The following is an 11048-nucleotide window of genomic DNA, read 5'->3' as shown; positions in this document are numbered from 1 at the left end:
CCAACTCCGACCTTCGAAATAAAAGGTCAAACAAAATGTATTTAATGCGGACAGCGTGTAGGAATATTAGCTTATATCATGGATAAAGCTAGTAGATACGGGTGTTTTGTAAGGGAACGGAATAGGCCGTTCCACACAAATTACTTTTTGAAGCGATTCTGATGAATGGGCTGCTTAAAGAAGGTGAAACTTACCAGACAGATATCGCAGATGATGATCTGTTTTTTTTATGTAACGACTCAAAGCTGTTTCCTCGGGAAACAAAAATAAGGGGGATAACTGACATGAAAATGGTATATGTGTGTTCGCCACTCAAGGCGAATGAAGAAAGAAGCATGGAAGACAATATGAACAGAGCCAAAGAATGGTGCCGGCAGGCCAGTGAATTAAATGTGCTGCCACTGGCACCCCACACCATCTTTACTCAATACCTGGATGATACCATCCCAAGTCAGCGGGATAAGGGGCTTGAAATGGGGATCGAACTGCTTAAGCAATGCAAAGAGATCTGGGTGCATGGCAATACCTTATCTGAAGGCATGATCAGTGAGATTATTTTGGCCAAAGAAATGAATAAACCGATTATTGCAAAAGATATGGATCGGGAAACCTATATAAATTTCATGGCCTACCGCCTATCAGGGGGTATTCAAAGAAGCGTTTTCAAATGAACAGTGGGAACTAGTATGCGTCGGACTTGACGAGGGACTGGATGTATCAAGCTATGCCCGATCCAATGTGTCAGCCGATCAGATGATGGAACGGATTGCCCAGTTAAAACAGGGAATCGAAAATGAACCGGCGATCATTGATATTTCCGAAATAAACCGCTTTGAACCGGAATCGGATTATGAAGAAGGCTGGGCACAGGAAGCATAAGCTTGTTTCCCGAGGAAACAGGAACTAGAAAGGAGAAGGTGATGGGGCGTTTACCGGAGGAAGTTTTTGAAAAGGTCAAAGCGATCAGCATCGTTGATTATGCCATGGCCAATGGTTATGAACTGGTTGAAATTGGAAATCAAGTTAAAATCAGAAATGAAGGCGGGTTATTTATTGATCCCGATTTAAACCGGTGGAATTGTCTTTCCGATGATTCAAAAAAAGCGGGTGGTGGGATCATTCAGTTTGTGATGTATATGCAGGAAAAAAGCATGGGCGAAGCGATCCATGAACTGGCAGCCTTTATTAATCATCATCCCGAACCCAGTGAGGTGGCAAAAACCTATATCAAAAAAGCCAAGGAGTATAAAAAAACCAATGATGGAATCTTTATGCCACCAGAAAAATCCGCCAATTATCGGCGGATTTTTGCGTATCTGGTAAAAACCCGCTGCATCGATCCAGAGGTGGTCAACTACTATGTCAAACAACATAAAATTTATGAAGACAAAAATCATAATTGTGCCTTTTGTGGGTTTGATGAAAATGGAGTAGTTAAGAGCATTTCCCTTCGGGGTACCTATGATGTTCCCGAAAAGGAACCATTTAAAGGGATTGTAGAAAATTCAGACAAGCACTATCCCTTTATTCATGAAGGTAAAGGGAACCAGGTATTGGTATTTGAAGCACCGATTGATATGCTGTCCTTTCAAACCCTCAAACGTCAAATCGGAGATATTACTCAGAATAAGGATGATCACTACATTGCGTTAAATGGAGTAGCGCATATTGGATTGGTGCATTACCTGGAGACTCACCCGGAGATTGAAAATGTGGTCATGTGCATGGATAACGATAAACCCGGACATAAAAACACCCTGGAGCTGATCAATGCAGTCGAAGAAGTCAGCCCAGGCAAATACACCTATGATTTAAAATTACCGACAGAACCGCATAAAGATTGGAATCAATTGTTGCAACATATTTCAAAAGAGCGAGAAAACGCAGCCCTTCAGGACGTAGCAGAAGATGAGTGGGTGCAGGAAGCATGAAGGAAATCTGTTTCCTCGGGAAACAGGATGTAAAAAAAAGATAATTCGTGTTGATCGTGTTTCCTCGGGAAACAAGGAAATCAGAAAATGGAGGGTAGCGAATGTTATATTTGGACACCAGTTAGAATGAGCTTTGAAAATCAAGAAAAGGAGGTGTGAGTGAAAATAAAAAAGATAGTACTAATACGGGAGGAACTTATGAAAATGATAAACGGGAAATTGTCCTCCATTTGGATTACACAATCAAAGCCAATGAAACGAAGGAGGATTGGCTCATGCTGGAGAAGGAAAACAGTGCCTTTAATGATGCTCGGGGAACGGAATCGGCGGTGAAAATGTGAAATTAAAAATTGTTCGTGGAGTGATGGCCGGATTCGTCTTTGTGCTGCTGGCCATCGGAAGCCTGTTTTTGATCCGGATCATTGATGGATTTATGACGGGGCAGGGGATTTTACCCTATAAAGTTCCTTTAAAGGAAGTGTTTGACTATGTAGTTGTGAGTGAAAATACATTTCACATGTATCTTTTGTGTCTGGCCTTTGCCCTGTTTATGGCAGTGGCTTTTTTTATTGGCCAAAGCAAAACCTATAAGAGTGAGCTGATCAGTATTACCCCGGATATTCAAACACCCCAGCCAGCCGGCCAGAATCAGCATGGTTCAGCTCGGTGGTTGGATAAGAACAAAATGGATCGGGCCTTTGATTACGTGGTCATTCGAAAGAATAATCCATTTATCCAAGTTTTATTACGAAGTGGCAGGGAGGAAAGAAAACAGATTAAAAAGGACAATTACTGGGTTGATAAAAATATTACGAAAAATAAAAAACCATTCAAAATGGGCGGCCTAGTTTTGGGAAAAGATCAACAAGGAATTAATAGTGAGAAAATCTACTTCATCGGGGAGGATGTTCACGGTTTAATTATTGGAGCTACCCGCTGCGGTAAAGGGCGAACCGTGATCCTGCAAACCATCGGCCTGTTGGCAATGGCTAAAGAATCGATGATTGTTTCTGATCCCAAAGGTGAAAACTATGATTATACCGCTCATTTTCTAAAAAAATGTGGGATAGATGTGTTTACCCTGGATTTTAAAGACCCGCTAAAAAGTAATCACGTAAACTATCTTCAATCAATTATCGATGCGGTTGAAACCGGAAATATGTCTCAGGCCATTGATTATGTCTGGGATATTACCGGGATGCTGGTCGGGGAAACGAAGGGTGAGAAATTATGGAGTAACGGTGAAGCCAGTATTATTGCCAGCTGCATCATGATTGTGGTCTTTGAAAACATGAGCAATCCGGAGTATCAGAATCTGACCAATGTATTTTATTTCATAGCCGAGATGTGTAAGGCTCCCAAACAGGGGGACGAGATGATGTTGGCTAAATACATGAAGAAACTGAAAGTCGAGAATCCGACTCATCCGGCGTTGGGGCTGGTAGCTATTTCAGACATTGCCCCATCCAAGACCCGGGGCAGCTTTTACACCAGTGCGCTGACCACCTTGAGACTCTTTACCAATCCGCTGATCTATGAAATGACCCGTAAATCGGATTTTCGGCCCAAAGACATTGGCAGTCGACCGACGGCGGTGTTTATGATTTTGCCCGATGGCAAAACTACCTATTACTCCCTGGCAGCTCTGTTTTGTACTCAAGTCTACAGTGCACTGTCGGACTTTGCGGACAAACTGGGCGGACGGTTACCGATCCGGGTGAATTATGAATTAGATGAGTTTGGAAATTTTACCAAGATTCCAGAGTTCGCTACCCAGCTTTCAGTTGGTGGCGGTCGGGGGATCCGCTTTAACCTGTTTGTGCAATCTCTGGCTCAACTGGAAGAAAAATACGGTCGGGAGATTGCCCGGATCATCCGATCCAACTGTGAAACCTGGATTTATCTTCAAGCCGAGGATCTGGAAACTCAAAAGGAAGTTTCCGAACGACTGGGGAAATATACCACGACATCTTATTCCCTGTCATCTTCACAGCAGCATTACACCTCAAATTCAAGTCAATCGGTGAATCTGGTGGGACGGGAGCTACTGACCGCCAATGAAGTCAGTCGGATCAGACGGCCCTACAATCTGGTCACCAGTCGAAATGATCCGGTGATTATGACATCCCCGGACATCAGTAAATGGTCATTTAATGACTTCTATGGATTAGGCAGCAAAGAACATAATAACAAACTCCGGATGATCCGCAGTGATGCCAGAACGACTCACCAGGAGAATGGGATTCAGCTATGGGGGATCTGGAAGCGCTATCAGATTTAATCAAGAGTCGCAATTTCTAATGAAAGGAGGTGATGACGATGTTAACAGGATTTGTATGGGTAACCGGAACAGTTAAGCTTCTGACCGATGCGTCCCTGGCTCTGTATATTATCTTACCGCTTTTGGCTTTGATAGTCATTGGGTGGAATGTAATCAAACGGATGCAGGCAGACGATCACGAAAAGGTGAAATATAAAGAAAATATGAAAACAACCTTTATCTATTTGGTTATTGGGATGACGGTCAATGGTTTTATTACCTTGCTGCTAAGCTATTTTCCAAGCTCGTGAAGTTTGTTTCCCGAGGAAACACGGATATAGAAATGAAAAATAAAAATATAAAATTTAAAGGAGATAACGATGTTAAACAAATTTAGAGAAGCAGTATTGCAAGAAATGGTGTTAGTACATGCGCAAGTCGTGAATGTTGAAACTCAAGAGTTTAAAACAGATTCAGGATCGATTGTTGAAGGTGCGGGTATGTGGATTGTCGGGTTATTGGGTGTGGCACTTTTTCTATATGGATTTCGGGATATCATTTCAACGACAATTCTACCATCCATTACAACAAATATTAAGACGTTGTTTGATAATATTCCAAAACCTTAAATGGCTAGATTCAGAAAGAACGGTTTTTTAGAACCGTTCTTTTCTTTTTTAATCAAAGAGAGAAGGGAGAAACATGTATCCAATATTTAAAAACTTTATCTTTGATGCAATTAACAATAGCGGAGTGATCACCAGCAGCATCAAGAACCTGGCTGAGCAGGTGTTTTATATTGATAAATGGATTGGGGATGCTTCCGGTCTTGATTTATCAACGGGTTTAACTCAGATATTCTATCAATTGGCGTTGCTGTTATTGGTAATAAAATTTTCGAAAAGTGGTTTTGAAACCTATGTAACCTGGACTGGTGGCGATCCGGACAGTGATCCCATGGCGATGCTGCAACGAACCATCAAGGCGATTGTCATGATCGTGGCTTTTCCGATGCTCTATCAGATTTTTGCCCGGGTGTGTACCGGGGTATTGTATGAAATATTAAACAGCATGAATTCAAAATTTCTATATGAAGAAAATTTTGTTAAGAGCCTGATTGAAGCGGGGATGGGGCCATTTGCAGTGCTTTTTTTCTTTATTGGGGCAATGGTGCTCTATTTTCAGATGCTTGCTCGGGGGGTTCAGATGTGGATCATGCAGATTGGGTTTCCGCTGGCCTGTGTGGGACTCATTGAAAGTGATAATGGAGTGTTTGCACCTTTTATGATGACCTTTTTCAAGGCCGGGGTTACAACCATTATTCAGCTTTCACTGTTGTCCCTGTCCTATATTCTGATGGCTACTGGTGATTTTCTAATCGGTTTTAGTGCGTTGGCAGCGGGGATTACCACACCGGCGTTATTGCAACAATTTATGGTTCATGCCGGCAATGCGAATTTATCCGGGAAGGCGTTAACCATTGCTCGGGTCACGGAGGTGGCGGTGCGGTCGGTTAAGTAAGAACAGAAAATTGAGCAGAAAGGAGTCTCATGGGAGCCATTGATTATTTTGCGGATTTAAACAATATCTACGGTCTGCTGCTAACCTTAATTAATGTCGGAGTTATCTTTCGGGTGGTTTACTGTATCACTCACATGATTCATTCACCCGATGAAAAGGGCGTATATGTCCGGCGGATTCGACATATCATTATATTTTGTATCATTGCCAATACGCTGATCCCGTTTCGGGAGGTGATACTGGCGTATATCACTTAAAGCTGTTTCCTGGGGAAACAGGGAAAGGAGGAATTTATGGAGTATCATGAAGAATTGTATATCCCAATGGGGATTAAAGCCAACCGTCAGGTGGTTGAAGGGATGGAAGTCCGGGAAGTTTTTCTGATGGGGGTGATGGTATGTATCACCGTCATTCTATGTGCACTTTACTATGTCACCTTTGCTGATCCCATCGGAACATTTTTCGGCGGATTAGCAACGCTTTTATCGACCTATCTGGTGCTTAAAAAAAACGACAAGGATAATCAGTCCTTTCTGGACATGATTCAGCACATCGTCAGTTATTACCGTGGCCGTAAGCACTATGCCTACATCCATCTTAATGAGTGGGAATAGGAGAAGGGAATGGCAGCGTTAGGATTTAGTGGTGTTTTGAGTAGTTGGTTTTTGATGGGATTGGGATTAAAAAGGCAGTTTGGAAAGGCGTTTCTATCCACAACATTTATTGTGGTAACGCCTTTTTTATTTTTATTGTTGGTGATTGATGATCCGGTGATTATTTTACGCACCGGATTATTTAGTTGTCTGATGTTTTACATCGGATACTTTGATTCAAAAACTAAGACTATTCCCCGGTTTGTCCATCCCCTGATTCTTTTAGTAGGGTGTCTCGGGATGAGTTGGGAATGGTTAATAAAGCAGGCCATCCCGGGAGCACTAACGCTGGGTATCCTGATGGTTGTTTCCGGCTGGATAATTAAAATAATAACTAAACAGGATCAGGCCATTGGATTAGGGGATGTTAAGCTCGTCACCGTTTGTGGATTTTATCTGGGATGGGATGCCGGAGTAACGGGTCTAATGATCGGATTACTTCTAAGTATCCTATGCTCCCGGGCAAAGCATTTGAAGCATAACGAGGTGTTTGCCTTTGCGCCGTTTCTGTGCTCAGGTTTTATGATTGCATTAATGCTGTTAGAAAGGATGGTGTATCAGTGAAAAATGGAGGCAAGATGCTGATTGGTTTTTTTGTGGTCGTGTTTTCGTTGCTGTTGGCCTTTGTGATCGTGCCCATGGGCACGGGAATGATTGGCAACACCACAACGATTGTACGGGTCAAAGAAACCATCCGGGTGGGGGATCAACTCACCGAACGGAATGTTGAGGAAGTGGAGGTTAGCGGATACAATTTACCGGCTAACGTCATAAAAAATAAAAATGAGGTAATTGGCAAGTATTCGACGGCCAAGTTGGAATATGGGGACTATGTGCTTCAGAGTAAGCTGGTTAATGACATGATCACCAGTGGAAATTATATGAGTGCATTAGATGGGGGGAAACAGATCGTTTCGGTGACCATTAAGGACTTTGCCAACGGCATCTCCGGAAAGCTCATGCCCGGGGATGTCGTCATGATCTTAAATAATGCCGACGCAGGCAATAATTGGAGCACTGTCTATTCGGAACTGCAATATGTCAAAGTTCTGGCGGTGACCACCCAGACCGGGGTGGATATGGGGGGAGAAAAGCTGTCGGACGATACCGAACTTCCTGCAACAGTCACGCTACTGGCCAATAAAGCTCAGGCGCAGCTACTCACTGGACTTGAAAAGAATGGAAACATCGTCTTCGCTCTGATGTATCGGGGCGATGAGGATACGGCGAATCAGTTTTTACAAAAACAAGATGAAGTTTTTAAAGCCGGTGGAATTTAATCTGTTTCCTCGGGAAACAGGAAATAAAAGATTGGATTATTTAGCATCTTGTTTCCTCGGGAAACAAAATGATCAGGAAATGGAGGATTTAATGGAGCGAAGTCAGGAACCATCAAGTCGATTAGTGGGAATGAGTTGTGATTATCAAAGCTTGAGCGATTTTTTAAAAGACGAGAAAATAATTTTTATCGATCCGAAAAGCGAGTATAACACATTATTGGAACAGGAGGTGTCTCTATGGAAGTAATCACCGTATGGGGATCCCCGGGCGGGGGAAAAACAACCCTCAGTCTGGAGCTGGCCAAGAAAATCAGTGAGGAAACAAAGGAAAACGTGGTGCTGATCTTTGCTGAAGATCAGGCCAGCCCCTTATCTTATCTGTTTCCAAGTCTCAACAAGGAAGGTGGGTCGTTGGGAAAGATCATCACTATGGCCGGGTTTGACCAGGAAGAATTGCTTAAAACGTTAGTGAACCATCCCAAAAATAAATACCTGGCATTTTTGGGATACCGTAGTGAGGATTCAAAGCTGAGTTATCCGGAGGTGGTGGAAGCTCAGGTGATCGACCTGTTTGTCACCCTGGGTCAGAAGTTTAAATATGCCATTGTCGATGGTCAATCCAATTTTCATAACGATTGGATTACTCAGTATGGTTTGCGCTACGGAAAATGCATAATGGTCGGCGGTGGTGATTTAAAAAGCGTTGCTTTTTTTAACGGAACTATCGCCATGCTCCAGGATTTTTCCGGGTTTCGGGATACGGCCATTCGGGTGTTAAATAACCCCTGGGACTTTGATTCCTGGCTGCTGGTTGGTGATAAATATGGTGGGGTCAGTTATACCTTTCCCTACAGCATGGATATTCAGATGGCGTATCTGGAGGAAACCTCCATTAAATCCCTCAAACAGTCAAAACGGAATCGGGAGTTTGTGAATGGACTCAGCCAGTTAAGCCAGGAGCTGATCCAGGGAGAAGAAATAACGGTACAAAAGACTAAAAAAAGAAAAGTAGAACATCAAATGAAACGATCCCAAAAAGAATACGTCAAAAAAGAAAAAACGCAGAAACGTAAGCTTTTTAAAATTCCGTTTAGAAAAACCAAGGAGGAAACAGAATGAATTGTCAATATAAGCGCAATCAGGAACTGCTTGATCTGATTGGACGTGTACAACAGTATATCAGTCGAACCAATTCCAAGGCTCTAGGTGATGTGAAAAAAAATGAAGCGTTGATTAAAAAAGATCTTCGCAAGTATATTGAAGATCATCACATAGTGGTTGAAGGATACACCAGTATTGAACTGCTGAATCGCATCTTCGCAGAGATGGGTGAATATGGGATCTTGAATTCTTATTTAAAAAATGAGGATATGGAGCTGGAGGAAATCAACATCAATCGATATGACAATGTCGTGCTGCACTATAAAAATGGTGATGTGGTGCGTGCTCCGCAAACATTTTTATCGGCCGAATCAGCCAAAAATATCATGATTCGATTATTGTTTCAGCAATCAGAAAAAACGTTATCCGCTGCGACACCGAAAGTGACAGGATACTTAAAAAACAATATTCGAATCACAGCAACCTGCCCGCCACTCATTGATGAGGAATGCGGCGTTCAGGCATCGATCCGTTTCGTCAATCCCAGTAAATTGAGACGGGATGATCTAATCAGGAAGGAAACCCTGACAGATGAAATGTTTGATTTTATCAATCTATGCGTTTCCAGTGGCTTGAGTGGGGTTGTCGCCGGATCAACCAGCTCCGGAAAAACAACACTTTTAGATGGTCTTCTTGGAGATGTGGAAAAACGCAAACGGATCATCACCATTGAAGAAGAAGTGAGAGAACTGGATTTAATAACCCGGGATGAAAATGGGGTTATTGATAATAACGTGGTTCATTGGAAAACCCACGGGACAATTAATTCGAGAGAGTTGTTAAAAACAGCGCTAACTTGTGATCCGGATATTATTGTCCCCCAGGAAATGAAAGGAGAAGAAGCTTATGCAGCCCAGGAAGCTGCCCGAACCGGCCATGCGGTATTGACAACCACCCATGCTAATTCTTGCCGGGCAGCGTATACCCGAATGCTGACGCTCTGTATGATGGATTCGACGCTGGAAGATAAGGTACTTTACCGACTGGTAAGCGAAGCGTTTACCATTGCTATATTCAGTAAACGTCTGGAAGATTATTCCAGAAAAGTTATGGAGATTACCGAGTGTGTAGTTGATGAACATGGGAATTCAAACTTTCGGACACTGTATGACTATGAGATTGACAGTTCAGAAAAAATATCTGATTCTAAAGTTACTATCAAAGGTCATTTTGTAAAACGCAACAACATGTCGAAAAGTCTGCAACAATGGTTAATTACGAATGGGGTTCCGACGAGTACCCTGGATCGATTCATTGATAAACACTTGCAAAATGGAGAGCGTGATTTATGAACAGCATGAGTTTTTTTCTTTTTACGATACTGATTGTTGGTCTATGTTTATTATTTAACATCTCTCCCTTTGAGTTGACAGCTCAATTGATGGATCGGATTATTCATGATAAAAAAGATATCCAATCGGTGATTAAAAAAACGGTAAAAAAGGATCGTCGTTCGCCTTTTCAGGGTCTGACCACAACAATTCGTGAAGCTCAAATGATATTAAAAGCAACCAATCGGGAGAGCTTGTTTGCGATCCTGGTTATGGCATCAACAATTTTCTTTATTGTTGGTTTCATCATCGGATTGTTTATGGAAAATATTTTATTGTCATCGGTTTTAGGAGTGGGTCTGGCATTATTTCCGTTCTGGTACATCAAGCTGGCGGAAATAACGTATCGTAAGGAATTAAATGATGAACTGGAAAAAACACTCTCAGTGATTTCCACTTCCTATGGCCGCTCTAAAAATATTGTCAAAGCGGTGGAAGAAAATTTGCATCACATCAATCCGCCGGTTTTATCGGTATTTGAAGCCTTTGTTTTTGATGTTAGTTACATCACAGCGGATATCCCTGGAGCTATCAGAGAAATGAGCGAAAAAATTGATAATCTGATTTATAAGGAATGGTGTCGATCAGTGATTGCGTGTCAGGATAATCCTAACCTGATCGATACACTGCCCCAGATAGTCAGTAAATTTACGGACATTAAACAGGCGAATGATGATTTTGGAACTGAAATGTATAATCCACTAAGAATCGTTCTCACCATGGTTTTTTTGAATATTGGGATTCCAATCCTTTTTTATGTGATCAACAAAGACTGGTATCAATCCCTTACTGTTTCGCTAGGTGGGAAGCTGGTTCTGTCACTGGTGATAGTTGTTGTTTTTGTAGCCCTGAATGCGGCCATTAAAGATATTAAACCCATTGAGTATAATCGATAGCTGAAGGAGGGATAA

At 42.2% G+C, this 11048-nt stretch carries 16 protein-coding genes; all 16 read left to right on the top strand.

What is annotated here, in order from left to right; all coding sequences use genetic code 11:
* Window positions 1-284 precede the first annotated feature (284 nt).
* The 16 genes from Q7J41_RS07300 to Q7J41_RS07225 all read left to right on the top strand — a co-directional run bounded on the left by Q7J41_RS07300 (window position 285) and on the right by Q7J41_RS07225 (window position 11033).
* Window positions 285-671, top strand: coding sequence for a DUF4406 domain-containing protein (locus Q7J41_RS07300; RefSeq protein ID WP_304886657.1), 387 nt, complete (start codon window positions 285-287; stop codon window positions 669-671).
* 82 nt (window positions 672-753) lie between these two features.
* On the top strand, window positions 754-879 hold the full coding sequence (locus Q7J41_RS07295; RefSeq protein WP_304886654.1) for a hypothetical protein: 126 nt from the start codon (window positions 754-756) through the stop codon (window positions 877-879).
* Window positions 880-920: 41 nt separating this feature from the next.
* Window positions 921-1931, top strand: a complete 1011-nt coding sequence (locus Q7J41_RS07290) for a DUF3991 and TOPRIM domain-containing protein (RefSeq protein ID WP_304886652.1) — start codon at window positions 921-923, stop codon at window positions 1929-1931.
* 155 nt (window positions 1932-2086) lie between these two features.
* Window positions 2087-2272, top strand: a complete 186-nt coding sequence (locus Q7J41_RS07285) for a hypothetical protein (protein ID WP_304886650.1) — start codon at window positions 2087-2089, stop codon at window positions 2270-2272.
* A complete protein-coding gene (locus Q7J41_RS07280) occupies window positions 2269-4212 on the top strand; it encodes a VirD4-like conjugal transfer protein, CD1115 family (protein ID WP_304886648.1) in 1944 nt (647 codons plus the stop codon). Before Q7J41_RS07285 ends, Q7J41_RS07280 begins: the two co-directional genes overlap by 4 nt.
* Window positions 4213-4250: 38 nt before the next feature.
* Window positions 4251-4502: a hypothetical protein gene (locus Q7J41_RS07275; RefSeq protein WP_304886646.1), complete on the top strand. Its 252-nt coding sequence runs from the start codon at window positions 4251-4253 to the stop codon at window positions 4500-4502.
* 69 nt (window positions 4503-4571) lie between these two features.
* Window positions 4572-4820, top strand: coding sequence for a hypothetical protein (locus Q7J41_RS07270; protein ID WP_304886644.1), 249 nt, complete (start codon window positions 4572-4574; stop codon window positions 4818-4820).
* Between the two features lie 73 nt (window positions 4821-4893).
* Window positions 4894-5712 (top strand): conjugal transfer protein TrbL family protein, encoded by an 819-nt coding sequence (locus Q7J41_RS07265; RefSeq protein WP_304886642.1) that lies wholly within the window; start codon window positions 4894-4896, stop codon window positions 5710-5712.
* A gap of 29 nt (window positions 5713-5741) precedes the next feature.
* On the top strand, window positions 5742-5969 hold the full coding sequence (locus Q7J41_RS07260) for a hypothetical protein (RefSeq protein ID WP_304886640.1): 228 nt from the start codon (window positions 5742-5744) through the stop codon (window positions 5967-5969).
* Between the two features lie 36 nt (window positions 5970-6005).
* The gene (locus tag Q7J41_RS07255; protein ID WP_304886638.1) at window positions 6006-6326 is read left to right on the top strand and encodes a hypothetical protein; all 321 of its coding nucleotides are present in this window, start codon (window positions 6006-6008) and stop codon (window positions 6324-6326) included.
* Window positions 6327-6335: 9 nt separating this feature from the next.
* Window positions 6336-6929, top strand: coding sequence for a prepilin peptidase (locus tag Q7J41_RS07250; RefSeq protein ID WP_304886636.1), 594 nt, complete (start codon window positions 6336-6338; stop codon window positions 6927-6929).
* Window positions 6926-7645, top strand: coding sequence for a Flp pilus assembly protein CpaB (locus Q7J41_RS07245; RefSeq protein WP_304886633.1), 720 nt, complete (start codon window positions 6926-6928; stop codon window positions 7643-7645). The genes Q7J41_RS07250 and Q7J41_RS07245 overlap by 4 nt, the downstream gene beginning before the upstream one ends.
* A gap of 31 nt (window positions 7646-7676) precedes the next feature.
* On the top strand, window positions 7677-7892 hold the full coding sequence (locus Q7J41_RS07240) for a hypothetical protein (RefSeq protein WP_304886630.1): 216 nt from the start codon (window positions 7677-7679) through the stop codon (window positions 7890-7892).
* Window positions 7883-8764 (top strand): hypothetical protein, encoded by an 882-nt coding sequence (locus tag Q7J41_RS07235; protein WP_304886628.1) that lies wholly within the window; start codon window positions 7883-7885, stop codon window positions 8762-8764. Before Q7J41_RS07240 ends, Q7J41_RS07235 begins: the two co-directional genes overlap by 10 nt.
* Complete coding sequence (locus tag Q7J41_RS07230; RefSeq protein ID WP_304886626.1) at window positions 8761-10098, top strand: ATPase, T2SS/T4P/T4SS family; 1338 nt, start codon at window positions 8761-8763, stop codon at window positions 10096-10098. The genes Q7J41_RS07235 and Q7J41_RS07230 overlap by 4 nt, the downstream gene beginning before the upstream one ends.
* Window positions 10095-11033, top strand: a complete 939-nt coding sequence (locus tag Q7J41_RS07225) for a hypothetical protein (protein WP_304886624.1) — start codon at window positions 10095-10097, stop codon at window positions 11031-11033. Before Q7J41_RS07230 ends, Q7J41_RS07225 begins: the two co-directional genes overlap by 4 nt.
* Window positions 11034-11048 lie beyond the last annotated feature (15 nt).

Origin of the sequence: Acetobacterium sp., from assembly GCF_030652775.1 — a bacterium.
Taxonomy (GTDB): domain Bacteria; phylum Bacillota; class Clostridia; order Eubacteriales; family Eubacteriaceae; genus Acetobacterium.
The sequence above is the reverse complement of the archived record's forward strand: the minus strand, read 5'-3'. Positions and strand labels throughout refer to the sequence as shown.

Bases quoted from the DNA above. Each gene is read 5' to 3' on its own strand.
- Q7J41_RS07260 (WP_304886640.1), top strand. From the start codon at position 5,742: ATGGGAGCCATTGATTATTTTGCGGATTTAAACAATATCTACGGTCTG.
- Q7J41_RS07295 (WP_304886654.1), top strand. From the start codon at position 754: ATGATGGAACGGATTGCCCAGTTAAAACAGGGAATCGAAAATGAACCG.
- Q7J41_RS07300 (WP_304886657.1), top strand. From the start codon at position 285: ATGAAAATGGTATATGTGTGTTCGCCACTCAAGGCGAATGAAGAAAGA.
- Q7J41_RS07250 (WP_304886636.1), top strand. From the start codon at position 6,336: ATGGCAGCGTTAGGATTTAGTGGTGTTTTGAGTAGTTGGTTTTTGATG.
- Q7J41_RS07270 (WP_304886644.1), top strand. From the start codon at position 4,572: ATGTTAAACAAATTTAGAGAAGCAGTATTGCAAGAAATGGTGTTAGTA.
- Q7J41_RS07290 (WP_304886652.1), top strand. From the start codon at position 921: ATGGGGCGTTTACCGGAGGAAGTTTTTGAAAAGGTCAAAGCGATCAGC.
- Q7J41_RS07275 (WP_304886646.1), top strand. From the start codon at position 4,251: ATGTTAACAGGATTTGTATGGGTAACCGGAACAGTTAAGCTTCTGACC.
- Q7J41_RS07230 (WP_304886626.1), top strand. From the start codon at position 8,761: ATGAATTGTCAATATAAGCGCAATCAGGAACTGCTTGATCTGATTGGA.
- Q7J41_RS07225 (WP_304886624.1), top strand. From the start codon at position 10,095: ATGAACAGCATGAGTTTTTTTCTTTTTACGATACTGATTGTTGGTCTA.
- Q7J41_RS07235 (WP_304886628.1), top strand. From the start codon at position 7,883: ATGGAAGTAATCACCGTATGGGGATCCCCGGGCGGGGGAAAAACAACC.
- Q7J41_RS07255 (WP_304886638.1), top strand. From the start codon at position 6,006: ATGGAGTATCATGAAGAATTGTATATCCCAATGGGGATTAAAGCCAAC.
- Q7J41_RS07265 (WP_304886642.1), top strand. From the start codon at position 4,894: ATGTATCCAATATTTAAAAACTTTATCTTTGATGCAATTAACAATAGC.